Source organism: Nocardioides jishulii, assembly GCF_006007965.1.
In the GTDB taxonomy this organism is placed as follows: Bacteria; Actinomycetota; Actinomycetes; order Propionibacteriales; family Nocardioidaceae; genus Nocardioides; species Nocardioides jishulii.
Genome location: NZ_CP040748.1, coordinates 805,814 through 832,342, shown reverse-complemented (window position 1 = coordinate 832,342; position 26,529 = coordinate 805,814). Strand labels below are relative to the sequence as shown.

Genomic DNA, 26,529 nt, shown 5'->3' with positions numbered 1-26,529 from the left:
GGGGACCTTGGACGCGGCAACACCTCGGGCCGACGACCCGTCATGATGGCCCCATGAGCAAGCGACTCCAGCACGAGCTGACCTACGACGCCCCGCCGGCCGAGGTGGCCGCGATGCTGCGGGACCCCGCCTTCCGGGTGAAGGTCTGCGAGCGCCAGCGGGTCATCAGCCACGACGTCACCGTCGCGGCCGAGGGCGACGCTGCCGACGTCCAGGTCGAGCGTGTCCAGGCCGTGACCGGGGTGCCGTCGGTGGCCACCAAGGTCGTCGGTGACGAGATCACCATCGTCCACCGCGAGAACTGGCGCGACCTCACGTCCGGCGACTACACGGTCGGGATCCCGGGGAAGCCCGGCCAGATCAGCGGCACCGTCTCCCTGCGCGAGGACGGCGCCCGCACGATCGAGACCGTGGACCTGACGGTGACCGTCTCGATCCCGCTCGTCGGCGGCAAGCTCGAAGGCGTCGTCGTCGACCTGCTCAAGGCAGCGCTGCGCACCGAGCACGAGGTCGGCGTCACCTACCTCGCCGGCTGAGCCTGCGCGTCAGAGCAGGTGGGTGAGCTCCTCGGGGGCGAACCACGCCAGGTCGTCGTCGGGGTCCGCGTCCGGGGTGCGGTCCTCGGTGTCGAGGTGCACCGAGGCGACGTCGTCGCGCGTCACCGGGGCGTCCGCCGAGGCCACCTCGGCGACCACGACCACGCGCCGACGTCCCGGCTCACCGGTGACGTCGTAGAGCGCGGTGGAGGCATCGGCGGCGGTCATCAGGGCCGAGTACTCCTCGTCCTCCGAGTCCCCCGCGGCGATGACGGGCTCGGCGCCCTCGCTCACCCGGCGCTCCTGCCAGCCGTCGCCGGTCACGAGGGCCGCCAGGCCGGCGCGGGTGGTGGGCAGGTAGACCCGGACGCTCACTTCTTCTCCGTCTTCTTCGTGCCGGACGAGGTGTCCCGGGGCGCTGCCGCCTTCTTCTGCGTCTTCTGCTGCGTCTTCTTCTGCGGCTTCTGGGCGACCTTCTTGCGACCGCGCGGCGCCCGGGGGCGTACGTCCGTGGCGGTGTCCTTGAGCTCCTCCAACGTCTCGAGCACGCACTGGCCCAGGATGTCGGCGTCGGGCACCAGGTTGCGGTCGGCAGTGATGCCGTAGAAGACCTGGCCGTCGTAGGAGGTCACCCCGATGGAGAGCGCGTGGCCCGGCAGCAGGGGGTGGATCGGATAGGTCTCCAGCATCTGCGCGCCAGCCGCGTAGAGGGGGAACTGCGGGCCCGGCACGTTGGTCACCGACACGTGGAAGCCGCGCCGCAGCTCGCGGGCCGCCACCCGGGAGCCCAGGGCGTGGAAGGTCGTCGGGGCGAAGCCCGCGATCCCGGTCAGACGCTGGGCACCGACCGCGCGGCCCGTCTCACGGTGGCCGTTGAAGCTGTAGCTCACCTGGAGCAGGCGGACCACCGGACTGACCTCGCCGACCGGCAGGTTGACCTCGTGACCGATGACCTGGGTGCCGAGCGAGGTGGCCTCGAGCTCGTCGTCGATGACCGACATCGGCACGATCGCCTTGAGCTTCCTGATCCCGTAGAGGGCCTCGTCGCGCGTCATCAGCCACCCGCGCAGGGCGCCGGTGACGGTGGCGAGGACCACGTCGTTGACGGTGGTCTGGTGCGCCCGGCGGATCGTGCGGTAGTCGGCCAGGTCGGTGGCCACCGTGACGATGCGCCGCTGCTGCGACAGCTCGCCGTTGACCGGCGAGACCACCGCGGGGCGGCGCGCGGAGAGGACGCCGGCCACCTGCCCGACGCGCGTCACCACGGACTCGGCACGCCGAGTGACGGCGCCCGCGCCGCTGCGTACGGTCTGGACGAGGGTGCGGGGGGACTCAAGGTTGTCAGTGATGGCGCCGAGGATCAACGACGTCGGCGTGGGCGTACGCCGGGGGCGCCACTCCTCGTCGAGGCCGAGGGGCCCCTGGTCGGGGTCGACGTCCAGGACCACCTGACCGATGTCGACGGTCTCGACGCCGTCCACGAGGATCTGGTGGGACTTCGACAGGATCGCGATCCGGCCCTTCTCGAGCCCCTCGATCACGTAGACCTCCCACAGCGGGCGGCTGCGGTCGAGCGGGCGGGAGACGATGCGCGCGGTCAGCTCGCGCAGCTGGTCCATGGTGCCCGGACGCGGCAGGGCCGAGCGACGCACGTGGTAGGTCAGGTCGAACTCGGTGTCGTCGACCCACACCGGGTTCGCGAGCTGGCCGGGCACGTACTGGAGCCGTTGGCGGTAGCGCGGCACGTAGGAGATGCGGTCCTCGACCAGCGCCAGGGCCCGGGCGTGGTCGAACCCGCTCCCGCCCTCGAAGACCTCGAGGGTCGCGTTGTGCATGGGGGTCGTGGGCGAATCCGTGGCCAGAAAGGCCAGGTCTCGCGGCCGCAGCCGCTCCTTCATGTCTGCCCTTCCGTCCATGCGCTTGCCTTTCATGGGATTCTGGCAGAAAGATCCCGACCGGAGGAGCAACGCCCAGATGTCTGCCCGCGTGGCTGGAGCCCGAACCACCACTCGTCCCGCCACTCGAACGGCCGCGCGACTCAGCGCCCTGGCCCTGGTCGCGGCCCTGTCCCTGGCCGGCTGTGCGGACGACGGGGACGACGGGGACTCCAGCGACTCCCCCTCCCCCGAACCGATCGCCATCACGATCACCGACGACGAGGTCTCCCCCCTGGGTGAGCGTGTCGAGGTCTCCGCCGGGGAGCCGTTCACGGTCACGATCAAGGCCGACCGTGCCGGCGAGCTGCACGTGCACACCAACCCCGAGCAGGAGTGGGAGTTCTCGGAGGGCACGACCGAGTTCGAGGCCACCCTGGAGCAGCCGGGGGTCGCCGAGGTGGAGCTCCACGACCCTGACGTGGTCGTCCTCCAGCTCGAAGTCCGCTGACGTGGACGGTACGTACTCCGCCCACGGCCTGGGCGGCGCGAAGGACCTACCCATTCCCGCGGAGTTCGCGGTCGTGGGGGCCGTCGCCGCGCTCATCATCTCCTTCATCGTCCTCGCCGTCGCGTGGCGCAGCCCTCGCTTCGAGTCGATGGACCGCTCGCTCCCCCTGCCCCGACTCCAGTCGGTGGTCGACTCACCGGTCTTCCGCGCGGTGCTGGGCGTCGTCGGCCTCCTGGTCGTGGCCTACCTCGGGCTGGCGCTGGTCGCGGGCCAGGACCTGGAGACCAATCCCGCCTTCGGCATGGTCTACGTCCTGCTGTGGGTGGGCATCGTCCCGGCCAGCCTCCTGCTCGGTCCGGTGTGGAAGGCGTTCAGCCCCTTCCGCGCGATCAACCGCGTCCTCTCGACCGTGCTGCGCACCGACCCCGAGACCGGGCTGTACGCCTTCCCCGCCCAGCTCGGGGTGTGGCTCGCGGCCGTCGGCCTCTACGCCTTCGTCTGGCTCGAGCTCGTCTCGCCGTCACAGACCGCGCTCGGCACGCTGAGGCTGTGGCTCACCGTCTACGCCGTCGTCATGGTCCTCGGCGCCCTGGTCTTCGGCAACCGCTTCCTCGCCGCCGCCGACCCCTTCGAGGTCTACTCCTCGTTGCTGGCCAAGCTGTCGGTCTGGGGTCGCCGCGACGACGGACGGCTCGTGCTCGTCTCGCCCCTGCGCAACCTCGCCTCGACCCGGCCCAGCCCGGGCCTGGCCGCGGTGATGGCGGTCCTGCTGGGCAGCACGGCGTACGACTCCTTCCGCGAGTCACCGGCGTGGGTGCAGTTCCTCCAGGGCAACGACGTCGACCAGACCCTGCTCAACAACCTGGCCCTCGCTGCCTTCGTCCTGCTCGCAGGAGCGATCCTGACCTTCGGCACGATGGCAACCGGGGTCTCCGCCGGAGTCCGACGTGTCGACCTGCCGAGGCGTTACGCCCACGCGATGATGCCGATCGTGGTGGGCTACATGACCGCCCACTACTTCTCCTACCTGGTCGTGCTCGGCCAGACCACGGTGATCCAGATGAGTGACCCGCTCTCCCGTGGCGACGACTGGTTCGGCACCGGTGGCTGGGCGGTCGACCACTCGATCGCCTACCAGGCCACGGCGCTGGCCGTGATGAAGGTGGTCGCGGTCGTCACCGGTCACGTGCTCGGCGCGGTGGCCTCGCACGACCGGGCCATGACCCTGCTCCCGCGTCAGCACCAGGTCACGGGGCAGCTGTCGCTGCTCATGGCGATGGTCGCCTTCACGGCTGGCGGGTTGTTCCTGCTGTTCGCCTCCTGAACCGCGGCCAGCCCGCGGCCTTCGTCGTCACGCGGCAGGTCTCGGGATGCAGGGCGTCGACGAGCTCGCGTACGCCGCCTGCCAGCGCACTGCCCTCCTCCTGCGCCACGCTGCGGGCGGCGACCAGCGCGCGGTCGACGGCGGCTCGGTCGTCGGGGAGGAAGTGCAGCGACGAGACCGAGGCGAAACCCTCCACCATCGACGCCACGTCGGAGCGCGACCAGCCGAGCGAGGAACGCATCCGGTTGACCACCACCCGGACCGGCGTCTCGCCCCACGTCTCCCGCAGCTGCACCAGGCCCCGGGCCAGGCGGGCCAGACCCACCGGGTCGGCCGCGCCCACGACCACCACCTCGTCGGCCACCTCGAGCGCCTCGAGGGTCATGCCCGCGGCACCGTCGCGCAGGGCGTGCGGCCCGAGCAGCTCGGAGCCGGTGTCGACGACCACGTCGCAGGTCAGCGCCAGCTCGGTCACGATCTCGCCGAGGACGCCGTCGCGCATCTCCACCTGACGCTCGGGGCGCGGAAGACCGGTGAGGACCGCCAGGTGGTCACCCACGGCGCGCGCCGCGGAGGCCAGACGCTCGGCCTGCACCGGCGAGGGGGTGCGGGCAGCCGAGAGCAGGCCCGAGACCTGGTCCTGCACGCCCAGGTGCTGCGCGACGCTGGCGTGGGGGTCGGCGTCGACCAGCAGGGTGGCGCGGCCACGGGCGGCGAGCTCACTCGCGATGGCCGTGGCTGTGGTCGTCCTTCCCGGGGCGCCGACCGGACCCCAGACGACGATGACCCGACCAGGCTGGACGGGGCCCGTCGGGGCCTCGGCGTCCGGCTGCTCGGGCACGGTGGCCAGGGTGCCTGCGCGGGGCGCGGGCACCGTGACCTGTGCGTCGGCGAGCGCGAGCAGGGTGGCCGGCAAGGAGGTCACCTCGGTGTCGGGCACGGTGGCCAGGATGCCCGCGCGAGCCAGGCGGGACTCCGCATCCTCACGCAGGTGGGCTCCCGTCACGGCGACGACCCCGACGCCGTGACGGCGCAGGGTCTGCACCGTGGAGCCGTCCAGGCCAGGGGCGTCCGAGGAGACCACGGCCACGTCGGCCTGCTGCGTCGCGGCGCTGGCGAGCAGGTCGTCGACGTCGACGCACCGCTTGAGCACCACGATGCCTGCGCTCTCCCGCAGCCGGTCGAGCGCCTCGGACTCCCACGCGGCCCCCGAGGCGAGGACGAGGACGCACCGCACGTCAGCCCCGACCGACGATCATGAGCCGGCCGGTGCCGCTGGCCGTGAGCACCTCGGCCAGGACCGTCCCGTCGTCGGGGACGGCCAGCACCACCTGACGCTCCCCACCGGCGCCGACCAGCTCCGCCGAGACGCCGGGCGCCTCCAGCACGACGACGTCGCGCACCGCGAGACTGGCGCGGCCGCGGTCACCCGCGCTCTGCGGCGCGACCCACAGGTCGACCCGACTGCCTGCCTCGACGTCGGGCGGAAGCTGGGTGCTGGGCACCGACACCGACACCCGCGAGGTGTCCGGGTCGCTCTCGCCCAGGCCCGAGCGCGGCAGCAGCTCGCCGGCACCCACGGCGCGTACGAGGTGGCGCTGCGCCGGCAGCGTGTCGTCGACGGTGAAGTAGCGCGCGGCTCCCTCCGCGTCCTCGAAGCGCACGCGCGTGGTCACCAGGTCGGCCGGGGTGACCACGTCACCGGGCGCCATGTCGGCACGCAGCGCCCACGCGGCGACGGAGTCGTCGGCCGAGCCCACGACCTTGGCGCCCACGACGACCGAGCACACCATCAGGGCGAGCCCGGTCCACAGGCGCGCGTCACGCCAGCCCGGCGAGCTGCCGCGCACGGCCGGCTTGATCTCTGTCTGTCCGAGGCCCATCTTCACGACCCACATCTTGGCGGGTCCGACCGTTTGCGGCGGGGGTTGTCCACAGCCGCCGGATTCACCCCTTGTGGTTGCTCGATTCAGTGGCACGATGGAGTAATGAGCGCCACATCCCGATTCCTCACGTTGGCCGACGTGGCAGAGGTCCTCAACACGTCCAGCGCGCAGGTGTATGCACTCGTCCGTCGAGGCGAGCTGCCCGCGATCAAGATCGGCGGACGCGGCCAGTGGCGCGTCGAGTCGACCCAGCTCGAGTCGTTCATCGAGAAGATGTACACCGAGACCAAGGCGTTCGTGGACGACCACCCGTTCGTGGAGGCCGAGGCAGGGCGCGCCTCCGAGCTGTGACGCAGACCTGACCGCCGCGGCGCGCGGTCAGCCGACCTCGGAGCCGAGGGTGATGGTGAGGGTGCGCTCCTGGTCGTCGCGACGGACCGTGAACTCCACCTCGTCACCGGGCTGGAACGTCCGGATCCGCACGATGAGCGAGATGCCGTCGGTCACGCGCACGCCGTCGACGGCCAGGACGAGGTCGCGGTCCTCGAGCCCGGCGCTCTGGGCGGGCGAGTTGGCCAGCACCTCGTCGATCACGGCGCCCACGAGCTTGTTGTTCTTGCTCGTGTCGACCCGGGCGCCGATCACCGGGTAGCGGGCCTTGCCGGTGCGGAGGATCTGGTCGGCGGTGACCTTGACCTGCTCGATCGGGATGGCGAAGCCGACGCCGATGTTGCCCGCCTCGGCCACCACGCCGCCGGTGGTGGCGATGGCGGTGTTGACGCCGACCACACGCCCCTGCAGGTCGACCAGCGGGCCGCCGGAGTTGCCCGGGTTGATCGCGGCGTCGGTCTGCACGGCGTTGATGAAGGACGACTCGTCGTTCGACGCGCCGGTGGTGACAGGACGGTTCTTGGCGCTGACGATGCCGGCGGTCACCGTCTGGCTGAGACCCAGCGGGGCACCGAAGGCGACGACCTCGTCGCCCACCAGCAGGTCGTCGGAGGAGCCGAGGCTGGCGGGGCGCAAGCCCTTGGCCCCCTCCACCTTCAGCACAGCCAGGTCGTAGACGCTGCTGCGCCCGATGACCTCGGCGTCGTAGACACTCCCGCTGGAGTCGACGACCTCGACGGTGCCGTTCCCGGTGGCACCGGCCACGACGTGGTTGTTGGTGACCACGTGCCCGGCGCTGTCGAGCACGAAGCCCGACCCGGTGCCCGCGGCGGCGGTGCCCGTGGCGAGCACCTGCACGGTGCTGGGCAGCAGCTCGTTGGCCACTGCCGCGATGGAGTCGTTGTCCTCGCCCAACGGCGGGGCGGTGCGGGTGCTCGTGGCCCCGAGACCGAGGTTGGAGGTGTCGATCCGCTCCTGGATCCCGGCCCCGAGCACTCCCCCGAGGAGGCCGAGGACGAGCGCAGTCGCAGCCATGGCGGGCCAGGTCCACCCCGGCACGGCCGGGCGACGGGCGCGGCCGCCCACGGGGGCGGCGGGCGGGAAGCCGGTCGGGGGTCCGAACGGCCCCTGGGCAGGACCCGGCGCCCCAACGACGCCCTGCTCCGGGGCGAAGGGCGAGGTCGCCGGCGCGACGTACGGCGGGAGCGGAAGCGTGGGTTCGTCCCCGGACGACGGCGACTCAGGCGTCGTCGCCGCGACCGGCTCGTACGTCGTGGCGTCCGCCTGCTCAGGCATCGGCGCGGGGGCCTGGTCAGGCGTCGTGGCGGGGGACTCCTCGGAGCCTCCGTCCGGGCGCGGGTCAGCAGCAGGCTGCTGCTCGTACGACGGGGACGTGGGCTCGTTCGAGGCGGTGGGGTCGTGGCTCACGGGGCCATTGTGTCGTGAAGCACGTAATGGCGCACAGAGGACGTCGACGTGGCCGGCGAAGTGGGAGTCGCCGTGGGCCTGGCCGCGGGGGTGGAGACCGGGCGAACGGTCGGCGACGAGGAGGGCGGCACGATGCTGGTCGTCGGCGCGCGGCGGTCGAGTGACGGGGCGTTGGCTGGCGCCGCACCCAGGGCCACGACGCCCAGCACCGCCATGCCGATCGCACTGCCGCTCAGCGCCGCGAGGTGGCGCGCACGCAGGGCACCGGCTCCGGCGGAAGCCATCTCGGGCAGCTCGTCGGGGTAGGTCGCAGCGGTGGCCGTCAGCTCCGGGCCCACCAGGCTCTCGCGCAGGGCCGCCGAGAAGTCCCGCGACGCGCTCGGGCACGGACCGAGCTGGGAGAGCCGGGTCTTGACCCACCCCTCACGCTCGACGGCGTCACGGCAGGGGTGGCAGGAGTGGACGTGCTCCCACGCGCGCTCCTCCTCGGCCGGCGACAGGTGCCCGTCGAGCAGGGCACTCACCTTGGTGCCGAGGTGCCCGCCGATCACTGGGCACCCCTCAGCGCGGGGAGCACACCCGTGGCCGGGCCGGCGTAGCGCTGCCGTCCGTCGGTGGGCGCGCGGTGGGCCAGAGCCGTACGCAGCATGGCGCGGCCACGGTGGATGCGCGAGCGCACCGTGCCGAGCTTGGCGTCCATGATCTCGGCGATCTCCTCGTACGTCAGGCCCTCGACGTCGCAGAGCACGACGGCCGCGCGGAAGTCCGGCGGCAGCGTGGCGAGCGCCCGCTCGACGTCGTCGTCGAAGGTCTGCGCCGCCATGGCCGACTCGGGGTCGGGGTCGGAGGAGCTGAGGCGACCTGCCCGCTCGTCCGAGAGCGCGTCGAAGCGGATGCGCTGCTTGCGGCGGGCCTGGTCGAGGAAGAGGTTCGTGGTCACCCGGTGCAACCAGCCCTCGAAGGTGCCGGGCGTGTAGGTGTCGAGCTTGCGGAAGACGCGGACGAAGACCTCCTGGGTGAGGTCCTCGGCGTCGTGCCGGTTGCCGGTCAGTCGGTAGGCCAGACGGAAGACGCGCTGGGAGTGCCTGGTGACGATCTCGTCCCACGTCGGGACGCTCTCGGCCACTTCTGGCTCCATGGTCCCCTCCTGTCGAGGCGTGCGGGGCGAACGTCCGAACACGTCGATCTCCTGATCGTGCATCGAGGCTAAGCCGCTGGACTGAGAGGTACCTGTGAGGCGCTCAAGAACTTCTCCCTGACCCCAACGAACGACACCGTGCCAGTGTTCCCCGAGTTTCGAGGCTGAATCGGGGTGAGAGTCCGGAAGGATCGGATTCTTCACGCGGACCCACGCCCGACGTCCGCGGCGATCCTTTCGCGATAGAGTCCACAGGCATGTCGCCAGCGAGGCGACGAGTGCGTCCGGCCGCCTCGGCAGGCGGCCCCCACCGAGGAGGCCATCATCACCGCTCCGCTGAAGCCCGCGAGCTGGAACTACTCCGAGCAGTTCATCACCGAGGACGAGGTCCTGCTGGCCGCCCGTGCCCGGGCGGACGAGGTGGGCGTGACGCCGATCAGCTCGGGGACGGGCGCGGCCCTGCGCTTCCTCACCGCCGTGCTCGAGGCCCGTACGGTCGTCGAGATCGGCACCGGCACCGGCGTCTCCGGCCTGTGGATGCTGCGTGGCATGCGCCCCGACGGCGTCCTGACCACGGTCGACATCGAGGCCGAGCACCAGCGCCTCGCCAAGGAGACCTTCAACGAGGCCGGCATCCCGTCGCAGCGCGCCCGCACGATCAGCGGCTCTGCCCTCGACGTCCTCCCCCGACTGACCGACGGCCACTACGACCTGGTCTTCTGCGACGGCGACAAGCGGGAGTACTCCGCCTACCTCGCCGAGGCGTTGCGCCTGCTGCGCCCCGGTGGGGTGGTGGCGTTCGACAACGCCCTGTGGCACGACCGCGTGGCCGACCCCTCGCAGCGGGACCCGGAGACGTCCTCGATCCGCGAGCTCAGCCGACTGGTGGCCGAGAACGACAACCTCGTGCCGGTGCTGCTTCCGGTGGGCGACGGCCTGCTGGTCGCCAAGAAGGAGTGGGCCGGCGACGCCTGAGGCGCCGCCTTCTCACGCGTTGCCCTGCGGCCCCTGTGGCCCCTACGGCTCAGCCGCGGGGGGACGAGGCGAACCCGTCCCAGCCCTCGGCGATCGCGACGACCTCGAAGGGCTCGATGAGCACCGGGCCACTCCCGGCGATCTTCGAGACCGGTGCTTCGCCGGCGTTCGGACGGAAACCCGCCTCGAACTCGGCCCGGGCCTCGTCGCTCACGAAGACGTACGTCCCCTCGAACCACTCGCCCTCGCGCATGCGCCACGTCTTGAAGCGCAGTCCTGTCATCCCCGAGAAGCGGGCGTGGGAGGCGTCGGCGACGTAGTCACGCAGCTCCTGGGCGGCGCCGGCGGGGGCGTCGGCGAGCGACCAGCGCACGCTCAGGCCCCTCATCGAGCAGCCCTGTCGCGAGCAGCCCTGTCACGGGCGATGTCGTCGAGCGGCGCCTCGCTGCGCAGCCACTGCAGGAGCAGCCGGGCGCCGAAGCCGGTCGGGCCGGCCGTCCACTCGTGGCGGTCGGAGGCGGAGTCACCGACCGAGGCGATGTCGAGGTGCGCCCACGGGACGTCTCCGGCGAAGTGCTGGAGGAAGAGTGCGGCGGTGATCGCCCCGGCGCCACCGGCGGCGTTGTCACCGTCGGCCACCTTGGAGGCGATCTTCTCCTCGTAGTCGGCCACGAGCGGCATCCGCCAGACCGGCTCGCCGGCAGCGTCACCCGCCGCGGACACCTTGTCGGCCAGGGCCTGGTCGTTGGCGAAGAAACCACCGGTCTGGACCCCGAGCGCGACCTTCATCGCGCCGGTCAGGGTGGCCACGTCGACCAGGACGTCAGGGGCGAGCTCGGCGACGGCGTACGCCATCGCGTCGGCCAGCACGAGTCGGCCCTCGGCGTCGGTGTTGTTGACCTCCGACGTGCGTCCGCCGAAGTGGCGGATCACGTCGCCGGGCCGCATGGCGTCGCCGCCCACGGCGTTCTCCGCGATCGCGAGCAGCCCCGTGACCCGCACGGGGCACCCGACGTCGGAGAGCGCTGCCATGGTGGCGAGCACGACGGCAGCACCGGTCATGTCGCGCTTCATGTTGACCATGCCCTCGGCCGGCTTGATGCTGAGGCCGCCGGTGTCGAAGGTGATGCCCTTGCCCACCAGGACCAGGCGCGGGAGCTCCTCCGGGCTGTCGGAGACGGGCGAGTACTCCAGCTGGACGAGGCGCGGCGGCGTGGTCGAGGCGCGACCCACGGCGAGCAGGCCACCGAAGCCCTGCTCGGCCAGGTCGTCCTCGTCCCAGACCTTGACCTCGAGACCTGAGAGTCCGGCGACCTCGACGGCCTGGTCCGCCAGCCAGGCGGGGTTCTTCACGTTGGAGGGCACCGTCGCGAGCATCCGCGCGCGCCAGCCCGCCCCACCGATCGCCAACGCCGTGGCCAGGGCCGGGCGCAGCGCGTCGGCGTCGGCGACGCCGGCCAGCACGACCTGACGCACGGGGCGTTCCTTGGGGCCGGCGGAGCGCCAGTGGAATCCGAACGAGCCGAGCATGGTGCCCACCACGAAGGCCTCGAAGCCGTCGTCCTCGGCGATCGCACTGATGCTGCTGGCGACGCTGGCGCGGTCCTTGACCGCCCGGGCCAGCGCCGCGCCCGCCCGCCGGAAGTCGGTGGCCGTCTGCTGGCCGACCCCGACCAGCAGGACCAGCGCGAGCTCACCCTCCACGACCGGGACCCGGGTCACCTCCCCGGTGCGACCCGTCGCACCAGTGGTCTCCAGGACCGCGAGCAGGTCGATGCCCAACGCCTCGGCAGCCTCCTCGGCGCCGGGACCGAGCACGACCGAGGAGTCCTCGTCAGGCGCCGGAAGAACCGGCAGCGCAAGGACCTCGACGCCATTGATCTCGTGCGGCAGGTTCGCGCTGATGGCGAACTCGGGCGGCGAGACCTGGGCCGGGAGCGAGGGCATCAGGTGGGTGGCCACAGTCAGCCGACAACGTCCTTGAGGGCGTCACCGAGGGCGGCTGCCTCTTCGGCGTTGAGCTCGACAACCAGACGTCCCCCACCTTCGAGAGGTACGCGCATCACGATGCCGCGTCCTTCCTTGGTGACCTCCAAGGGTCCGTCGCCAGTCCTCGGCTTCATGGCCGCCATGAGCGTACCTCTGCTTCCTGTTGTCGCGCGGCCGTGTCGCCGCAGGGAAATGCCGTTGGCCTATTATCCCCTATCCGTCGAGTGACGGGCACCACAGGTCCGTCGCAACCTGCCCCAACGCCAGCGCGGCGCGTCCAGTCCTGCGAGACTGCGGCCCATGCACGCGCGCTCCGCGATCTTCGACGTGTACGGCGACCTGTTGCCGGACCACGGCCGCCGTACGACGGTCGCCGCCCTCGTACGCCTGCTCGCGCCCGTCGGGATCGCGGCCCCTGCGGTGCGTACCGCGGTCTCCCGGATGGTCACCCAGGGGTGGCTCGAACCCGTGACCCTGCCCAAGGGGCGGGGGTACGCCGCGACCGCCCGCGCCGAGACGCGCTACGAGCAGGCGGCCGCCCGCGTCTACCCCACGTCGACTCGCGCCTGGGACGGCACGTGGCAGCTCATCGCGGTCACTCCCCCGCCCGGACGCGGAGCGCGGGGACGGCTGGCCCGGGAGCTCGGCTGGCTCGGCCACGCCGAGCTGCGCAGCGACGTATGGGTGAGCCCGTGGCGCCACACCGAGCTCGACGACGTGCTGAGCCGCTGCGGGGCCAGCGCGGTCCGGGCGACGGTGAGCGAGTTCGGTCCCGCGGACGCACCGCTGCGTGCCTGGGACCTCGACGCCCTGGCCACGTCGTACGTGGAGTGGCTGACGCACGTCGCCGAGAAGGTGAAGAGCCACCTCTCCACCCACGAGGACGAGGACGAGGCGGCCTTCGCGGCCCGCTTCCACCTCGTGCACGAGTGGCGGATGTTCCTCTTCTCCGACCCGGGCCTGCCGGCCGAACTACTGCCCGAGGACTGGCCCGGGCACGAGGCGGCGGCCTACTTCACCGCCGAGGCCGACCGGCTGCGCGAGGGGGCCGCGCGGTTCGTGGCGCGCGCGCTCGACTGAGGCGTACGACGCCCCGCGGGTCACACCGTGCTGGTGGCGAAGGCCCACGTGAAGACCAGCACCCCGAGCAGGAGCCCGAGGTGGGCCAGCATCGACAACCCGGGGCCCTCGGCCCACTCGTCCTCGTCGACCGAGCTGGTGTGCCGGCCACGCGACGGCAGCCAACGCAGCAGGAGGCCCAGGCCGGCGAAGACGGTCACCCACCACAGCGCCAGCCCGAGGAGACCGACGAGGTCGCCACCGAAGGGGCTCGACTCGGGGAAGACGATGAACGCCGTCCACACGACGACGGCCAGGGCGCCCACGCTCGTGTGCACGGCCAGGACGGTGCGGCTGACGGCCTTGGTGCCGTCCTCCTGCTCCTTGCCCAGGCGCACGCGGGTGAGCACCACGACGACCGCGCCGAGGAAGCTCAGGACCCAGACGATGATTTCAGGTGACACAGGCCGCAGTCTGCACCACGTGACGGTCGCGGCGCCATGCTCGGCCGCATGCTCGGCCTCATGCTCGGACGCTGCGGGCGGACCTGCTCAGCTCGGGTCCGCCCGATGGTCCGGGCCGGTCACCGGCGGCACGGCTGGCTCGCCGCGGCGGCGTCCGGGCTGCGCCGGGGCCTCGGCCTGCGCCTCCCACTGGGCGGCCACCCGGTCGAGCAGGGCGTCCACCTCGTCCATCCGGTAGCCGCGCAGGGCGAGCGTGAAACGTACGCCGCGCAGGTCGTCCGGCGACAGCGGACCGCTCGGGGGCTCCGCGCCCAGCCGCGTCTCGGTGGGCGGCAGGAAGCCGACCCGGCCAGCGGCCACCGCGGCCACCACGCCCAGCACCAGGACCATGAGGATGGCGAAGACCCACATCATCGGCTGCTCCCGTTCTCCATGTCAGCTCCGCTCAGTCCCACTGCCCGCGCCGTTCGGCGGGGCGTGCTGCGCGCTCGGCGCGCGCCTTCAGCATGAGCTCGACCGTCTCGTCGACGTCGTCGGTGAGGTGGAACAGGTCGAGGTCGCCGGAGCCGATCATGCCCCGGGCGAGCACGGTGTCCCTGATCCAGTCCACCAGGCCGCCCCAGTACTCGCTGCCGAAGAGCACGATCGGGAAGGAGGTGATCTTGCCGGTCTGCACGAGCGTGATCGCCTCGAAGAGCTCGTCAAGGGTCCCGACGCCGCCGGGCAGCACGACATAGCCCTGGGAGTACTTGATGAACATCGTCTTGCGGGCGAAGAAGTAACGGAAGTTGATGCCCTTGTCGACCCAGGGGTTGAGCCCGGCTTCGAAGGGCAGCTCGATCCCGAGGCCGACCGAGACCCCGCCCGCCTCGCTGGCGCCCTTGTTGGCGGCCTCCATGGCACCCGGCCCGCCGCCGGTGATCACCGCGAAACCTGCCTCGGCGAGCTTGCGCCCGAGCGCCTCGCCCTGCGCGAAGTCGGGGTGGTCGTTCGGCGTGCGGGCAGACCCGAAGACGGAGATGGCGGGTCCGAGGTCGGCGAGGGAACCGAATCCCTCGATGAACTCCGCCTGGATGCGCATCACACGCCATGGATCGGTGTGCACCCAGTCGGAGGGGCCACGCGAGTCGAGCAGACGCTGGTCGTGGGTGATGTAGTCCACCTGGCTGCGTCGCAGCCGCATCGGGCCACGGAACTTGTCCATCATGCGGGGGCCACCTCTCCTGAGCCGGTCAACCAGGCGCGGAGCGTGGTCTCGCAGTCCACGATCTCCTGGACCCGCACGTGCTCGTCCTGCTTGTGGGCGTAGAGCGGGTCACCGGGACCGTAGTTCACCGCGGGCACCCCCAGGGTGCTGAAACGCGCAACGTCGGTCCATCCGAACTTCGGGTTGACGGTACCGCCCACGGCGTCGACGAAGGCGCGCGCGGCGGGCCGCTCCAGGCCGGGCAGGGCTCCCGGTGCCAGGTCGGTGACCGTCAGGTCGAAGCCGTCGAAGAAGTCGCGGACGAACGCCACCGCGTCGTCCTCGGAGCGGTCGGGGGCGAAGCGGAAGTTGACCGTGACCACGCACTCGTCGGGGACCACGTTGCCGGCCACGCCACCGCTGATCGCGACGGCGTTGAGTCCCTCGTGGTACTCCAACCCGTCGATCACCGGACGTCGGGCCTCGTAGGCCCGGAGTCGATCGAGGATCTCGCCGGCGCCGTGGATCGCGTTGACCCCGCGCCAGCTGCGCGCCGAGTGGGCGCGCTCCCCGTGCGTACGCACCTCCACCCGCAGGGTGCCCTGGCACCCGGCCTCGACGCCCGCGTTGGAGGGCTCCATGAGGATGGCGAAGTCGGCGGCGAGCAGGTCGGGGTCGGTCTCGGTGAGCTTGCGCAGGCCGTTGTGGATGCTGGCGACCTCCTCGGCGTCGTAGAGGACGAGGGTCAGGTCGCGGTTGGGCTCGGGCAGGGTGGCGGCGAGCTTCAGGATGACGGCGTCGCCACCCTTCATGTCGCAGGTCCCGAGCCCGTGCAGGACGTCGCCCTCGCGCCGCGCCGGCATGTTGTCGTTGACCGGCACGGTGTCGAGGTGGCCCGCGATGATGACCCGTTCGGCGCGACCGAGGTGGGTGCGCGCGACGAGCGTGTGGCCGCGTCGCGTGACCTCGAGGTGCGGCAGCGCCCTCAGCGCGACCTCGACAGCGTCGGCGATCTCCGCCTCCTCGTGGCTGACCGAAGGGATGTTGACGAGCTGTTCGGTCAGCGTGACGACGTCAGTGGTCAGGTCGAGTGCAGCCATGGGGTCATCCAATCAGGCCACACCACGGGATCAGGCGAGCCGGGCCGCCAACCGACTCGCATTCATGTGGGCGATCGAGGCACGGAGACCATCGGGTTGACCCCCGACGCGGTCGGGAAGGCCGAGGCGTCGGCCGCCACCAGGGTGGACACCTCCCAGGCAGCACCGTCGGGGCGCGGCGCCCCGGGTTCGAACCCGTGCGCTGCCGCGGCGCTACTGCGTCAGGGCCGGGTGCAGCTGGTCGACGACGCCGCGGTGCTGCGCGACCAGCGGCACCGGATCGAGGAGGCCTACTTCGGTCGCCGCCCTGATCCCGGGGCGTGACGCCTGCGCCGGCGCCGCCGGCCCTGCCGCAGCGCACCGATCAGGTCGGGCTCGAGCGCGCCGTAGCCGGTCTCGCTCCACGCGCCGATGTCGAGTCGGTAGTAGTGCGTGGCCGACCCCTGGTCGACGAAGTCCAGGGCGTCCTCGGGCTCTCGACCCTGCGTCACCTGCGGCGCGCACGCCGCGCACGCCGGCACGTCGACCGAGCGTCGCCCGTCCTGCCAGGTGACCGTGCGCACGGTCCCCGTGTGCAGCGGGTTGAAGTAGCAGGTGAGGGGCGGGCGCCAGGCCTCACGCCCGCGCCCGCCGGCCAGCGCCGCACGGCGCGCCGAGTCGCCGCGACGCGCGAGCACCAGCGCGCCCACGACGTCCGCCGGGGAGCCGACACGGTCCAGGACCGAGCGCGCGGCGTCGTAGTGGTCGAGCGCCTGTCGCCACGTGGCCTCCCGGCCCGGCACCGGGCTCTGGGCGCCCAGGGCCTCACCGAGCGCGAGCACCTCGGCCTCGGTGACCTGGCGCCACCGCCGGTCCTCGGCCGCCCGGACCGTACGCAGCACCGCGGGCGGCAAGGTGAAGGGACGCCCTGACCGACGGCCAGCCCCACGCCAGGTGCCGGCACCACCTCTGCGCACACCGCGTCTCCAGACCCAGGCCCCGACGGCCGCCACCAGCACCACGGTCACCGTCACGATCCCGCCCCAGGGGGGCCCGTCACCGGCCTGCGTCCTCCCGAACCCCTCGTCGAGGAACGAGGACGACGGTGCGGACTCCTCGCGCAGCTCGGACCACTGCTCGTAGAGGTCCTCGCCGCTCTCGGCCAGCTCGACGGTCCGCTCCACCTGGGCCACGACGTCGTCCGGATGCTCCTGGGCGGCGATGTCCGCGGCGTAGAAGAGGTCCTCGGGGGCGTCACCGAACTCCTCGGCCACCAACCGCCCCCCGCCGCCCTCGGCCCCGAGGTAGACGGCGTCACCCCCCAGGTCGTCGTGGACCCAGGCGCTGAGGGAGGTGAAGTCGCCCTGGAACCGGTCGTCACTGAAGTCGACGTCGACCAGGACGATCCGCAGCTGCATGGAGTCGGTCTCGGCCACGAGCCGCTCCAGGCGGGCCTCGTCGCGGGCGGTGACCTGGTGGGCGCGGGCGAAGGACGGGTGGACCCAGACCCCGTCCCCGCCCATCTGCTCCACGATCTCGGCCAGGTCCTCGTCGTCGATGCGCGTCTTTCGTCCCAGCACGCTCATCCCTCCCTCGTCCGTCGGTGCTTGCGCCTGCTCCTCACGCCCCAGAACGCCGGCAGCACCGTGAGCGTCGCCAGCACGCCCCCGGCCAGCGTCCCGAGGGCCAGCTCGCCCAGGAGCGGCAGCTCCCCGTCATCGCCGGCCTCGTCGGCGTCGCTGGCTCCGTCACGGGACGCCGCGGGCCACTGCGCCACCTCCGTGGCCACGCGCAGCAGGGCCGGACCGGGCTGCCCTTCGGCACCGGACCTGAGGTACTGGTCGTCGAGGCCGATGGCCCCGGTGAGGAACGAGCCGCCCTGGAAGACCATCACGTAGTGGCCGTCCTCGCCGACCCCGTCCATCCACTGCGCCATCGCACCCGAGGGCGTGAAGCCGGAGTGCACGCTGGTGTCCCACGGCACGTAGGCCACCCGGCGTACGGGTGACTGGCCGGCCTCCTCGAGCACCTCGCGCGCCTGACGCAGCGCCTCGGGATCCACGGTGTCGACCAGGTCGGGGTGCACCGCCAACGGACTGTCCTGCTCCAGCAGGGCGCGGACGGTGTCGACCGGCGGGGGGACGTCGCGGGTCGTGGTCCGGTGCAGGCCCCCGGACGTGGCGTACGGGTCCGCCTCGGCCTGCTGCTGGACGTACGAGCCCGCGACGACGCCGACGGCGACGACCACACCGGCCGCGCTCCCGATCCACCACCCGCGCCGCTGCACGACCGACCCGCTCACGACCGGCCTCCATCCGCCAGCACGTCGCGGGCCATCAGCACGTCGCGGGCCAGCGTGTCGGTGAGGGCGCCGAAGCCGGTCCGCGCCCAGACGTCGTCACGCGTGTAGTACGGGACACGACGTCCCCACCGGGAGACCGTCAGCGTCTCGGGCTCATGGCCGTCGGCCACGTCGGCGGCACACCGACGGCAGCACGGCACCCGCACCTCCGCCTGGCCCAGCTGCCAACCGGCGGCCGACGTCGCCTCGCCGTGGCGGGGCTGGAAGAAGCAGGCGCGGTAGACCTCCCGGCGGCGGCCACGGGCCCGGGTCAGGTCGCGTTCGCCGGCATGCACCAGGACCCGGAGCCCGACGACGTCGAGCTCCGCACGCGAGCCGACGTAGCGCTCGGCTGCCTCGCGGGCGGTCAGGGCACTGGCGTGGAGCTCGGGGTCCAACGACGTGTCGCCCGCAGCGCGCTCGAGGCGGCGTACGAACGCCCCCAGGGCAGTCTCGGCAGCCGCGGCCTCGACACGGAGGTCGACACGTGGGGCGGCTCGTGGGGTGCCTCGTGGGGTGACTCGTGCGACTGGGCGTCGTGCGGGCCTCCCCTTCTCGCGGCGGCGCGCCGAGGCGGTGCGACCCGAGGTGCGACCGGAGCTGCGTCCGGCACTCGCGCCGGGCCACCCGCGCAGCGTCTGTCCCAGGAACAACGCGACCGCCGCGCCCGCGAGCACCCCCACGACGGTGGGTGCGAGGACGGAGGGCCCGGTCGTGGTCGCGGACGTGACCGGAGCGCCCGGTCGCCACCTCGCCCGCTCGTCCAGAGCCACGGCACGCTCGGCGAGCTCCTCCACGTCGGAGGGTTCCAGCGTGGGCGGGTCCTGACCGACCACGTCGTCGCGGCCTGCCACCTCGACCAGCTCTGCCGCGGCGCGCACCGTGCCCTCGGCCAGGACGACCGCAGGGACCCAGGCGTCGTCACCCGCAGCGTCCCGGAGCAGGTCCCGGTTGGCGGCGTCTGAGAGGTAGACGCGCGAGGACGAGACACCCAGCCCGAAGGCAGTGACGCTGGGACCGCCCTGGTCGCTGTGCACCACGTACAGCCCCTCGCCGCCGATGCGGCGGTGCAGCAGCGTGGCCAACGCCTCGTTGGCCGCGCCACCACGGCTCCCGGCGACGCCGTCGGGCATCTCCACCAGCGCGACGTAGACCGGGAAGGGCACCTCTCGCACCAGCTCGACCAGCCGGTCGTGGGACTCCTGCGCCTCCCCCGACCCCATCGCACGGTCGACGACCACCTGGTCGACGCGCAGGGCGTCGGCCAGGCGGTCGAGGTCACCGGAGTCGGCGGCCAGCACCTCTCAGGCCTTGGACAGCGTGAAGCGCGCCTCGTTGCCGTCGCCCACGGCGACCGCGTCGGCCACGACGGTGTCCACCGCGTACGAGGTGGCCTGCACCTCGCCGGCGATCAGCGCCTCGTGGGTGGTGACGGCCTCGCGCACCGCGTCGTCGCCGTCGAGCGTGAGCGCGATCCGGTCGGAGACCTGGAGCCCCGCGTCCTTGCGGGCCTGCTGCACGGCACGGACCACGTCGCGGGCGATGCCCTCGGCCGCAAGCTCGGGCGTCACCACGGTGTCGAGCACCACGAAGCCGCCGCCCGGGAGCATCCCCGTCACGGTGCTGCCGTCGCCGGCGCCGGCCACGGTCTCCAGGGTGTACTCACCCTCGACGAGCGCGAGCCCGCCCGAGGTCACGGTGCCGTCGGCACCGACCGACCAGTCGCCGGTCTTGGAGCCCTTGATCGCGAGCTGGACGTCCTTGCCCAGGCGCGGCCCAGCGGCGCGCGCGTTGACGGTGAGCTTCTGCTCCACGGCGTACGCCGCTGCCTCCGGTGACCCGGGCGCCACGACGCGCACGGACTTGAGGTTGAGCTCGTCGGCGACGAGGTCCTCGAACCCGGTGACGGAGGCGCCCTCGGCGACCACGGTCAGGCCGCTGAGCGGCAGGCGGTTGCGGAGGTTGGCACCCTTGCGGAGCGCCGAGCCGGCCGAGCAGATGTCGCGGACGAGGTCCATCTGGGCCACCAGCGCGTGGTCCTGCGGCAGCTCCTCGGGCGTGGGCCAGTCGGTGAGGTGCACCGAACGGCCACCGGTCAGGCCGCGCCAGATCTCCTCGCTGACCAGCGGCAGCAGCGGCGCGGCCACGCGCAGCACCGTCTCCAGCACCGTGTAGAGCGTGTCGAACGCGTCCGCGGTCTCGGGCGCCACGTCGCCGTCGGTGACGCCCTGGGCCCAGAAGCGCTCGCGCGAGCGACGGACGTACCAGTTCGTCAGCACGTCGAGGAAGGTGCGCATCGACTCGCAGGCGCCCGCGATGTCGTACGCGTCGTGCTGCGCGGTCGAGGTCGCGACGAACTCCGCCGTCTTGGCGAGCAGGTAGCGGTCCATCGGGTGCGTGGACTGCTCCGCGTCCGACCGCTTCTTCGCCTCGTAGCCAGCCGCGTTGGCGTACATCTGGAAGAAGTACCAGGTGTTCCACAGCGGGATCAGCACCTGGCGCACCGAGTCGCGGATGCCGCCCTCGGTGACGACCAGGTTGCCGCCGCGCAGGATCGGGCTCGACATCAGGAACCAGCGCATCGCGTCGGCGCCGTCGCGGTCGAAGACCTCCGAGACGTCGGGGTAGTTGCGCAGCGACTTGCTCATCTTCTGGCCGTCGGAGCCGAGCACGATGCCGTGGCTGATGCAGTTCTTGAAGGCGGGCTTGCCGAAGATGCCGGTGGCCAGGATGTGCAGCGTGTAGAACCAGCCGCGGGTCTGGCCGATGTACTCGACGATGAAGTCGCCCGGGAAGTGGCCCTTCTTGTCGGCGGTGCCGTCGAACCAGTCCGCGTTCTCGAACGGGTAGTGGTTCTGGGCGAACGACATCGAACCCGAGTCGAACCAGACGTCGAGCACGTCGGTGACGCGGCGCATGGTGCTCTTGCCGGTCGGGTCGTCCGGGTTGGGCCGGGTCAGGTCGTCGACCCAGGGGCGGTGCAGGTCGGGCTCGCCGTCGGCGTTCAGCGGCAACCGGCCGAAGTCGCGCTCGATCTCGGCGAAGGAGCCGTAGACGTCGAGGCGCGGGTACTCCGGGTTGTCCGACTTCCACACCGGCACCGGGGAGCCCCAGAAGCGGTTGCGGGTGATCGACCAGTCGCGGGCGTTCTCCAGCCACTTGCCGAACTGGCCGTGCTTGATGTGGTCGGGCACCCAGTTGATGAGCTCGTTGTTGGCGAGCATCTGGTCCTTGAAGGCGGTCACCTCGACGAACCACGACGAGACGCCCTTGTAGATCAAGGGCTCGCGGCAGCGCCAGCAGTGCGGGTAGGAGTGCTCGTAGGACTCACGACGCAGCAGGACCGTGCCGGGCGTGACCGCACCACGCTCGGACTCGCCCCGGGTGGCGGCCTTGAGGTGGTCGATGACGTGCGGGTTGGCGTCGAAGACCAGCATCCCGGCGTACTCGTCGACCGGGTGGGTGAAGGTGCCGTCCTTGCCGACCGGCATGACGGCCTCGATGCCCTCGCGGTCGGTGACCTCCTTGTCGACCTCACCGAAGGCGCCGGCGGTGTGCACGACTCCGGTTCCGTCGGTGGTGGTCACCGCGTCGTCGGCGGCGACCACGCGGAAGGCGTTCTCGTGGCCCAGGTAGTAGGAGAAGGGCGGCGTGTAGGTGCGGCCCACGAGGTCGGCACCCTTGTAGGTCGCCAGCACGGTGAAGCCGCTTTCCCCCTCAGCGGCGTCGGCGTCAGCCAGCTCGCGGGCGTACTTGCCGAGCAGGGCCTCGGCGAGCACGTAGCGCGCCTTCTCCTCGGTGCCCGGCACCGGTGCCTCGACGACCACGTAGTCGATCTCCGAGCCGACCATCACCGCGAGGTTGGAGGGCAGCGTCCACGGCGTGGTGGTCCAGACGAGGATCTTCGCGCCGTCGAGCACGGGGTCGTCGCCGCGGTCGGTCAGCGTGAAGCCGACCGTGACCGCCGGGTCCTGGCGCATCTTGTAGACGTCGTCGTCCATGCGCAGCTCGTGGTTGGAGAGCGGCGTCTCGTCCTTCCAGCAGTAGGGCAGGACGCGGAAGCCCTCGTAGATCCAGCCCTTCTCGTGCAGCTGCTTGAAGGCCCAGATGACCGACTCCATGAACTCGGGGTTCATGGTCTTGTAGTCGTTGTCGAAGTCGACCCAGCGGGCCTGGCGGGTGACGTAGGTCTGCCACTCGTCGGCGTACTTCAGCACCGAGGCGCGGCAGGCGTCGTTGAACTTGTCGATGCCCATCTCGACGATCTCGTCGGTGGTCTTGATGCCGCCCTGACGCATGGCCTCGAGCTCGGCAGGCAGGCCGTGGGTGTCCCAGCCGAAGCGGCGCTCGACGCGCTTGCCGCGCATCGTCTGGTAGCGCGGGACGATGTCCTTCACGTAGCCGGTGAGCAGGTGGCCGTAGTGCGGCAGGCCGTTGGCGAAGGGCGGGCCGTCGTAGAAGACGAACTCGTCCTCCCCGTGGGGGCCGCCGTCGCGCTGCGCCAGGGACGCCTCGAAGGTGCCGTCCGCCTTCCAGTAGGCCAGCACCGACTCCTCGATCGCGGGAAAGCGCGGGCTCGAGGGGACGTCGTTCTGGCCGGTGTGCGAGACCTTGGGGTAGGCCATGAGGGGCTCCTGCGTACGTCGGGTCGTGGGGATCTCACACGAGGACGACGGATGCCGCGGTACCACCTCGATTGCCCCGCTGGGCGCGGGACCACTCGTTCGTCGGCTGTGTCGGGCCGGACCCGTCCGGTTCTAGTGGGGCACTCCCCGGCGTGGGAGACCTGTTCTTCCGAAAGGCTCGCCGCTGATGACGGCTCAGACGCCTGTGCCCATCGTACGCACCGTCTCGCCCACGTCGCCAACTCGATCGCGTCACACCCGTTCCCGGCTCCCGCCGTTCGGCCCTCGTGCCCCTTGTCGGCGCGCAGCGGGTGTGGTGCGCTGGCGGCATGACCGAGATGTGGCTCCTCCCCCACGACGACCCCCGCACGCAGCTCTCGTTCGGCGTCGGGGAGAAGGGGACGCTCACCACCTCCCTCGAGCACCACCGGTTGACGTTGCGGCTCAAGTGCGAGGACCTGACGCCGGAGCAGATGGGGACACGGTCCGTGCCGCCCTCGGACCTCTCGCTGCTCGGGATGGTGCAGCACATGGCACGCGTGGAGCACCGCTGGTTCAGGCTGACCCTCGGCGGCGACGCGGGAGGCCAGCGTCTCTACGAGGACGGCACCGGCGGCTTCAGCGACATCTCGCCGACCGAGGAGGGGGTGGACGCCGCCTGGCTCACCTGGCGCACCGAGGTCGAGCACGCGCGCCGCGTCTGGGACGACTGGCCGGAGGCCGAGCTCATCGTCGGCTTGCCCGATGGTCAGGGCGGGACGGTCAGCGTGCGGGACATGGCGGTGCACATGGTCGAGGAGTACGCCCGCCACATGGGCCACGTCGACCTGCTGCGCGAGTGCCTCGACGGACGTACGGGGCGGTGACGCGCCGACCGGACCGTTGCCCGGGGCATTGCCGCGGCAACACCGTTGCGCCGCCAGCCTGACCGTGGTCGGGTGGTGCCCATGAGTGACATGTGGACCGACCCTGCGACCGACCCCCGCGAACAGCTCCCGCCGGCCCACGGCGAGAAGGCGACCCTCGGCCAGTACCTCGAGGCCTACCGGATGACGCTGGAGATGAAGTGTGAAGGGTTGGACGCGGCCCAGATGGCGACCCGCGCGGTCCCGCCGAGCGACCTCTCCCTCCTGGGCATGGTGCAGCACCTCGCCCGGGTCGAGCACCGCTGGTTCCGCTGCGTGCTGGGCGGCGCCCCGACGACCCCGCGCCTCTACGAGGACGGCGACGGTGGCTTCGCCGACGTGAGCCCCACCGACGAGGCGGTCGAGGCTGCTTGGGCGACGTGGCGCCGCGAGGTCGACCACGCCCGGACCCTCTGGGAAGGGCTCGAGGAGTCGCGGCTCGGCGACGAGTTCGACACCGGCGGCGGCGGGGTCACCGCCCGCGACCTGGCCGTGCACATGGTCGAGGAGTACGCCCGGCACATGGGCCACGTCGACCTGCTGCGCGAGTGCCTCGACGGGCGTACGGGGCAGTGAGCACCCGGGCTTGCGCACGTGTCTCACCGCCTGCGGTGGAACCGTAGGTCGCCCCTGGGAAGCCGCCGGTGGTCGTAGCCGGGATCATGCACGCGGTGGTGATGGTGGCTGCAGAGCAGCACCGCGTTGTGGAGATCCGTTTCTCCGCCACCCTGCCATGGCCTGAGGTGGTGGGCCTCAGACCAGGTCCCGGGGATGTCGCACCCTTCCGCACGACAGGTCCTGTCGCGCAGGATCAGCGCTCGGCGCTGGGCCTTGGTGAAGAGCCGGGAGGCCCGCCCCAGGTCGAGCACCTCGGAGTCGGAGCCCAGGACGGCTGGGATGATCCGGGCGTTGCACGCCAGACGCCGCGCGTGGGCAGCCGTGATCGCCTCGAACCCGTCACCGGGCACGCCGTTGTCCAGCGTCGCGACTCCAAGACCGTCGCGAAGCGCGTCCAGGGAGATCGTGACGGTCACGTTCGTCGCGTCACCACCGTGGATCGGCAGTCGCTTCGGGTCGAGTGTCTCCAGGAGCTGACCGAACGCTTCGGCCAGGCGCCGCGGGCGGTTCACCGCCTGCCCGAACCCACGCTCCTCACCCTCGGCCGTTCCCGCGTCGTCGGCCGAGCCACGGACCGCCCCGTCGGCCAACCGCGGGTTGGTGAACGCGTGCAGGTAGGTCGCCAACCGCGCCGCCACCGCGTCCGGGAGCACTCCGGAGATCCGGGTGAGCCCGTCACCGACCGCCCGCAAACGCAAGCGCTGCCGCAGGGCCGCCTGCCGCTCCGCGCCCTGGAGGCGTCGACGCTCTTCGTCCTCGAACCGTTCCGGGTCGACGATCTGCAGGATTCGCCGGCCCAGCACCGTCAGGTCCTTGGGGTCGTGGTCGGCAGCCAGACGTACGAGCTCGGCCTCAGCCTTCGCGATCACCTCGGCCCCGACGCGGTCAGGCAACTCCCCCACCGCGGCAGCAATCACGCGCGCCTGCGCCAAGTTCACCCGCGCCTCACGCAGCGCCGTCGCCAACACCGGCAGGTCCCGGTCCAGCGCCTCGGCAAGGCGGCCGTCGGCGACGCAGTCACTGCGGCGCAGACGCTGCGTCCGCGAGAGCCACGCAGCCACAGAGCGATCCCCTGACTCCGCCGCCACGTCACCAGCCGAGGCCATGACCCGCAACCGCAGCTCAGCCACCTGCGACTCCAGCGCCACGAGCTCACCCAGCACGTCGACCTTGTCGACGGTCGGCATGAAGACCGGGTTCACGTCGGCCACCGACTTCACCTGCTCGCGCATCAGCCCCACCACGGTCATCAACGGATGCCTGTCGCTGAGCTTCATGGCGGTCACCTCCGAGGTCGTGACGCCAACGCTATTCGAACACCCGTTCGAGTTTCATCGCCCGAATCGGGGACTCGGGTCAGGCCCTCGGCCGCGTCTCCGGCTCCACATGCTTGAGCCACGCGAGCCCGACGAACGGCAGCACCAGCGGGACGTAGCCGTAGCCGGACCCGAAGTGCGACCACACAGTGGCGTCGGCGAAGAGCTCCGGGTGGAGGGTCGTCCACAACCCCACGCCGAGCACCCCGACCAGCTCGAAGAGGCACGCGGCCAGCGCGACCCGGAACCACGTACGCCCCGGCTTGCGGAACGCGAGCGTCGCGACGAGGTAGACCAGCGCGGCCAGCACCGACAGCAGGTAGGCGACCGGTGCCACCTCGAACTGCGTGACGATCTGCGAGAAGGCCCGGGCGCCGGCAGAGACGGCGAAGACGGCGTACGCGGCGATGAGCACCTGGCCCATCGCCCGGCGGCGCGCCGGCGGCTTCGCCCGTCCGGCCCCGGCAGCGGACGGCGTGGGAGCGGCGCTCACAGCGTGAACTGGAGTCGGAGGACCAGCACGAGCATCGCGACCGCGCAGATGGCGACCACCGCCAGGTGGGGCGGCGGCGAGGCGACCGGGTTGCCTTCCTCGTCGAGGACTGCGTTGCCGTCCTCGTCGACCTCGGCGCGCGAGCCGAGCAGGATCACCGGAAGCCCGAGCGAGGCCACCATGTAGCCGACGTGGGTCACCATGTTGCCGACCTCGTGACCCTGCAGGAGCAGGATCGCGTCCAGGGCGACCACGACGGCCGTGGCCCCGTGGGCAGCCCTCATCCCCTGACGGGCGAACGGTTCGAGGGCCGGCTGCTTGAGCGCGACGAGCGCCAGGACGGCCACGAGGCCGAGGAAGGCTGCGACGGCGTAGGTGAGCGGTGGATACAC

30 protein-coding genes are annotated in these 26,529 nt (G+C 71.8%); 9 read left to right on the top strand and 21 right to left on the bottom strand.

Translation table 11 applies throughout. The annotated features are described in order from the left end of the window. Positions 1-53: 53 nt before the first annotated feature. Positions 54-536, top strand: coding sequence for a DUF2505 domain-containing protein (locus tag FCL41_RS03950; RefSeq protein ID WP_137066111.1), 483 nt, complete (start codon positions 54-56; stop codon positions 534-536). Between the two features lie 9 nt (positions 537-545). On the opposite strand, the gene FCL41_RS03945 is transcribed toward FCL41_RS03950, so the two are convergent. Together FCL41_RS03945 and FCL41_RS03940 are read right to left on the bottom strand one after the other, a co-directional pair. Next, a complete protein-coding gene (locus FCL41_RS03945; RefSeq protein ID WP_137066110.1) occupies positions 546-911 on the bottom strand; it encodes a DUF6912 family protein in 366 nt (121 codons plus the stop codon). Continuing rightward, a complete protein-coding gene (locus FCL41_RS03940) occupies positions 908-2,452 on the bottom strand; it encodes a WS/DGAT/MGAT family O-acyltransferase (protein ID WP_239021762.1) in 1,545 nt (514 codons plus the stop codon). Before FCL41_RS03940 ends, FCL41_RS03945 begins: the two co-directional genes overlap by 4 nt. A gap of 58 nt (positions 2,453-2,510) precedes the next feature. On the opposite strand from FCL41_RS03940, the gene FCL41_RS16940 reads away from it, so the two are divergent. After that, complete coding sequence (locus tag FCL41_RS16940) at positions 2,511-2,921, top strand: hypothetical protein (RefSeq protein ID WP_175422340.1); 411 nt, start codon at positions 2,511-2,513, stop codon at positions 2,919-2,921. Between the two features lies 1 nt (position 2,922). Beyond that, positions 2,923-4,245: a hypothetical protein gene (locus FCL41_RS03930; RefSeq protein WP_137066109.1), complete on the top strand. Its 1,323-nt coding sequence runs from the start codon at positions 2,923-2,925 to the stop codon at positions 4,243-4,245. Here FCL41_RS03930 and FCL41_RS03925 read toward each other — a convergent pair. Further along, a complete protein-coding gene (locus tag FCL41_RS03925) occupies positions 4,208-5,482 on the bottom strand; it encodes a CpaE/TadZ family protein (protein WP_137066108.1) in 1,275 nt (424 codons plus the stop codon). The two genes, FCL41_RS03930 and FCL41_RS03925, sit on opposite strands and share 38 nt — an antisense overlap. Before the next feature lies 1 nt (position 5,483). Continuing rightward, positions 5,484-6,134 carry a hypothetical protein gene (locus tag FCL41_RS03920; protein WP_137066107.1) on the bottom strand — a complete coding sequence of 217 codons (651 nt, stop codon included), beginning with the start codon at positions 6,132-6,134 and terminating at the stop codon, positions 5,484-5,486. A 99-nt stretch (positions 6,135-6,233) separates the two neighbouring features. Here FCL41_RS03920 and FCL41_RS03915 point away from each other — a divergent pair, with 99 nt between their 5' ends. After that, positions 6,234-6,482: a helix-turn-helix domain-containing protein gene (locus FCL41_RS03915; protein WP_137066106.1), complete on the top strand. Its 249-nt coding sequence runs from the start codon at positions 6,234-6,236 to the stop codon at positions 6,480-6,482. A 27-nt stretch (positions 6,483-6,509) separates the two neighbouring features. On the opposite strand, the gene FCL41_RS03910 is transcribed toward FCL41_RS03915, so the two are convergent. From FCL41_RS03910 to sigE, 3 genes are read right to left on the bottom strand one after another with little or no spacing between them, the layout of a single operon-like run. After that, the gene (locus FCL41_RS03910) at positions 6,510-7,949 is read right to left on the bottom strand and encodes a S1C family serine protease (RefSeq protein ID WP_137066105.1); all 1,440 of its coding nucleotides are present in this window, start codon (positions 7,947-7,949) and stop codon (positions 6,510-6,512) included. Continuing rightward, positions 7,946-8,500, bottom strand: a complete 555-nt coding sequence (locus FCL41_RS03905; protein WP_137066104.1) for a zf-HC2 domain-containing protein — start codon at positions 8,498-8,500, stop codon at positions 7,946-7,948. The genes FCL41_RS03910 and FCL41_RS03905 overlap by 4 nt, the downstream gene beginning before the upstream one ends. Continuing rightward, positions 8,497-9,087, bottom strand: a complete 591-nt coding sequence (gene sigE, locus FCL41_RS03900; protein ID WP_239021761.1) for an RNA polymerase sigma factor SigE — start codon at positions 9,085-9,087, stop codon at positions 8,497-8,499. The genes FCL41_RS03905 and sigE overlap by 4 nt, the downstream gene beginning before the upstream one ends. A 426-nt stretch (positions 9,088-9,513) precedes the next feature. On the opposite strand from sigE, the gene FCL41_RS03895 reads away from it, so the two are divergent. Continuing rightward, positions 9,514-10,062, top strand: coding sequence for an O-methyltransferase (locus tag FCL41_RS03895; protein WP_425325791.1), 549 nt, complete (start codon positions 9,514-9,516; stop codon positions 10,060-10,062). A gap of 49 nt (positions 10,063-10,111) precedes the next feature. On the opposite strand, the gene FCL41_RS03890 is transcribed toward FCL41_RS03895, so the two are convergent. The 3 genes from FCL41_RS03890 to FCL41_RS03880 are packed head-to-tail and all read right to left on the bottom strand — an operon-like array spanning position 10,112 to position 12,194. Then, positions 10,112-10,450: a hypothetical protein gene (locus tag FCL41_RS03890; RefSeq protein WP_137066101.1), complete on the bottom strand. Its 339-nt coding sequence runs from the start codon at positions 10,448-10,450 to the stop codon at positions 10,112-10,114. Beyond that, the gene (locus tag FCL41_RS03885; protein WP_239021760.1) at positions 10,447-12,024 is read right to left on the bottom strand and encodes a leucyl aminopeptidase; all 1,578 of its coding nucleotides are present in this window, start codon (positions 12,022-12,024) and stop codon (positions 10,447-10,449) included. The genes FCL41_RS03890 and FCL41_RS03885 overlap by 4 nt, the downstream gene beginning before the upstream one ends. Before the next feature lie 2 nt (positions 12,025-12,026). After that, positions 12,027-12,194 (bottom strand): DUF3117 domain-containing protein, encoded by a 168-nt coding sequence (locus FCL41_RS03880; protein ID WP_121138412.1) that lies wholly within the window; start codon positions 12,192-12,194, stop codon positions 12,027-12,029. 157 nt (positions 12,195-12,351) lie between these two features. On the opposite strand from FCL41_RS03880, the gene FCL41_RS03875 reads away from it, so the two are divergent. Continuing rightward, the gene (locus FCL41_RS03875) at positions 12,352-13,131 is read left to right on the top strand and encodes a PaaX family transcriptional regulator (protein WP_137066100.1); all 780 of its coding nucleotides are present in this window, start codon (positions 12,352-12,354) and stop codon (positions 13,129-13,131) included. A gap of 20 nt (positions 13,132-13,151) precedes the next feature. On the opposite strand, the gene FCL41_RS03870 is transcribed toward FCL41_RS03875, so the two are convergent. The 4 genes from FCL41_RS03870 to dapE all read right to left on the bottom strand — a co-directional run bounded on the left by FCL41_RS03870 (position 13,152) and on the right by dapE (position 15,860). Beyond that, positions 13,152-13,574 carry a hypothetical protein gene (locus tag FCL41_RS03870; protein ID WP_137066099.1) on the bottom strand — a complete coding sequence of 141 codons (423 nt, stop codon included), beginning with the start codon at positions 13,572-13,574 and terminating at the stop codon, positions 13,152-13,154. 87 nt (positions 13,575-13,661) lie between these two features. After that, complete coding sequence (locus FCL41_RS03865) at positions 13,662-13,988, bottom strand: DivIVA domain-containing protein (RefSeq protein WP_137066098.1); 327 nt, start codon at positions 13,986-13,988, stop codon at positions 13,662-13,664. Positions 13,989-14,019: 31 nt separating this feature from the next. Further along, positions 14,020-14,781, bottom strand: a complete 762-nt coding sequence (locus FCL41_RS03860; protein WP_137066097.1) for an LOG family protein — start codon at positions 14,779-14,781, stop codon at positions 14,020-14,022. Next, the gene (dapE, locus tag FCL41_RS03855; protein WP_137066096.1) at positions 14,778-15,860 is read right to left on the bottom strand and encodes a succinyl-diaminopimelate desuccinylase; all 1,083 of its coding nucleotides are present in this window, start codon (positions 15,858-15,860) and stop codon (positions 14,778-14,780) included. The genes FCL41_RS03860 and dapE overlap by 4 nt, the downstream gene beginning before the upstream one ends. Positions 15,861-15,956: 96 nt before the next feature. Between dapE and FCL41_RS03845 the strand changes: the two genes are divergently transcribed. Continuing rightward, on the top strand, positions 15,957-16,184 hold the full coding sequence (locus FCL41_RS03845; RefSeq protein WP_170970267.1) for a hypothetical protein: 228 nt from the start codon (positions 15,957-15,959) through the stop codon (positions 16,182-16,184). On the opposite strand, the gene FCL41_RS03840 is transcribed toward FCL41_RS03845, so the two are convergent. Genes FCL41_RS03840 through ileS form a run of 4 tightly spaced genes read right to left on the bottom strand, consistent with a single transcriptional unit; the run spans position 16,151 to position 22,805 of the window. Next, positions 16,151-17,425, bottom strand: a complete 1,275-nt coding sequence (locus FCL41_RS03840; RefSeq protein WP_137066094.1) for a hypothetical protein — start codon at positions 17,423-17,425, stop codon at positions 16,151-16,153. The two genes, FCL41_RS03845 and FCL41_RS03840, sit on opposite strands and share 34 nt — an antisense overlap. Further along, entirely contained in the window at positions 17,422-18,141 is a 720-nt protein-coding gene (locus FCL41_RS03835; RefSeq protein ID WP_137066093.1) for a hypothetical protein, read from the bottom strand. The genes FCL41_RS03840 and FCL41_RS03835 overlap by 4 nt, the downstream gene beginning before the upstream one ends. Further along, entirely contained in the window at positions 18,138-19,481 is a 1,344-nt protein-coding gene (locus FCL41_RS03830) for a hypothetical protein (protein ID WP_137066092.1), read from the bottom strand. Before FCL41_RS03830 ends, FCL41_RS03835 begins: the two co-directional genes overlap by 4 nt. 3 nt (positions 19,482-19,484) lie before the next feature. Continuing rightward, positions 19,485-22,805, bottom strand: a complete 3,321-nt coding sequence (ileS, locus tag FCL41_RS03825; RefSeq protein ID WP_137066091.1) for an isoleucine--tRNA ligase — start codon at positions 22,803-22,805, stop codon at positions 19,485-19,487. A gap of 329 nt (positions 22,806-23,134) precedes the next feature. On the opposite strand from ileS, the gene FCL41_RS03820 reads away from it, so the two are divergent. Together FCL41_RS03820 and FCL41_RS03815 are read left to right on the top strand one after the other, a co-directional pair. Continuing rightward, positions 23,135-23,671, top strand: a complete 537-nt coding sequence (locus tag FCL41_RS03820; RefSeq protein ID WP_137066090.1) for a DinB family protein — start codon at positions 23,135-23,137, stop codon at positions 23,669-23,671. An 81-nt stretch (positions 23,672-23,752) separates the two neighbouring features. Continuing rightward, positions 23,753-24,286: a DinB family protein gene (locus FCL41_RS03815; RefSeq protein ID WP_212723149.1), complete on the top strand. Its 534-nt coding sequence runs from the start codon at positions 23,753-23,755 to the stop codon at positions 24,284-24,286. Between the two features lie 23 nt (positions 24,287-24,309). Here FCL41_RS03815 and FCL41_RS03810 read toward each other — a convergent pair whose 3' ends face one another. The 3 genes from FCL41_RS03810 to FCL41_RS03800 form a co-directional block, all read right to left on the bottom strand. Beyond that, positions 24,310-25,605: an HNH endonuclease signature motif containing protein gene (locus tag FCL41_RS03810; RefSeq protein WP_138868049.1), complete on the bottom strand. Its 1,296-nt coding sequence runs from the start codon at positions 25,603-25,605 to the stop codon at positions 24,310-24,312. Positions 25,606-25,684: 79 nt separating this feature from the next. Then, on the bottom strand, positions 25,685-26,137 hold the full coding sequence (locus tag FCL41_RS03805; RefSeq protein ID WP_239021759.1) for a hypothetical protein: 453 nt from the start codon (positions 26,135-26,137) through the stop codon (positions 25,685-25,687). Continuing rightward, positions 26,134-26,529 (bottom strand): hypothetical protein, encoded by a 396-nt coding sequence (locus FCL41_RS03800; protein WP_137067277.1) that lies wholly within the window; start codon positions 26,527-26,529, stop codon positions 26,134-26,136. Before FCL41_RS03800 ends, FCL41_RS03805 begins: the two co-directional genes overlap by 4 nt.

Bases quoted from the DNA above. Each gene is read 5' to 3' on its own strand.
- FCL41_RS03950 (WP_137066111.1), top strand. From the start codon at position 54: ATGAGCAAGCGACTCCAGCACGAGCTGACCTACGACGCCCCGCCGGCC.
- FCL41_RS03940 (WP_239021762.1), bottom strand. From the start codon at position 2,452: ATGGACGGAAGGGCAGACATGAAGGAGCGGCTGCGGCCGCGAGACCTG.
- FCL41_RS16940 (WP_175422340.1), top strand. From the start codon at position 2,511: ATGTCTGCCCGCGTGGCTGGAGCCCGAACCACCACTCGTCCCGCCACT.
- FCL41_RS03915 (WP_137066106.1), top strand. From the start codon at position 6,234: ATGAGCGCCACATCCCGATTCCTCACGTTGGCCGACGTGGCAGAGGTC.
- sigE (WP_239021761.1), bottom strand. From the start codon at position 9,087: ATGGAGCCAGAAGTGGCCGAGAGCGTCCCGACGTGGGACGAGATCGTC.
- FCL41_RS03890 (WP_137066101.1), bottom strand. From the start codon at position 10,450: ATGAGGGGCCTGAGCGTGCGCTGGTCGCTCGCCGACGCCCCCGCCGGC.
- FCL41_RS03880 (WP_121138412.1), bottom strand. From the start codon at position 12,194: ATGGCGGCCATGAAGCCGAGGACTGGCGACGGACCCTTGGAGGTCACC.
- FCL41_RS03875 (WP_137066100.1), top strand. From the start codon at position 12,352: ATGCACGCGCGCTCCGCGATCTTCGACGTGTACGGCGACCTGTTGCCG.
- FCL41_RS03865 (WP_137066098.1), bottom strand. From the start codon at position 13,988: ATGATGTGGGTCTTCGCCATCCTCATGGTCCTGGTGCTGGGCGTGGTG.
- FCL41_RS03860 (WP_137066097.1), bottom strand. From the start codon at position 14,781: ATGATGGACAAGTTCCGTGGCCCGATGCGGCTGCGACGCAGCCAGGTG.
- dapE (WP_137066096.1), bottom strand. From the start codon at position 15,860: ATGGCTGCACTCGACCTGACCACTGACGTCGTCACGCTGACCGAACAG.
- FCL41_RS03840 (WP_137066094.1), bottom strand. From the start codon at position 17,425: ATGAGCGTGCTGGGACGAAAGACGCGCATCGACGACGAGGACCTGGCC.
- ileS (WP_137066091.1), bottom strand. From the start codon at position 22,805: ATGGCCTACCCCAAGGTCTCGCACACCGGCCAGAACGACGTCCCCTCG.
- FCL41_RS03820 (WP_137066090.1), top strand. From the start codon at position 23,135: ATGACCGAGATGTGGCTCCTCCCCCACGACGACCCCCGCACGCAGCTC.
- FCL41_RS03815 (WP_212723149.1), top strand. From the start codon at position 23,753: ATGAGTGACATGTGGACCGACCCTGCGACCGACCCCCGCGAACAGCTC.
- FCL41_RS03810 (WP_138868049.1), bottom strand. From the start codon at position 25,605: ATGAAGCTCAGCGACAGGCATCCGTTGATGACCGTGGTGGGGCTGATG.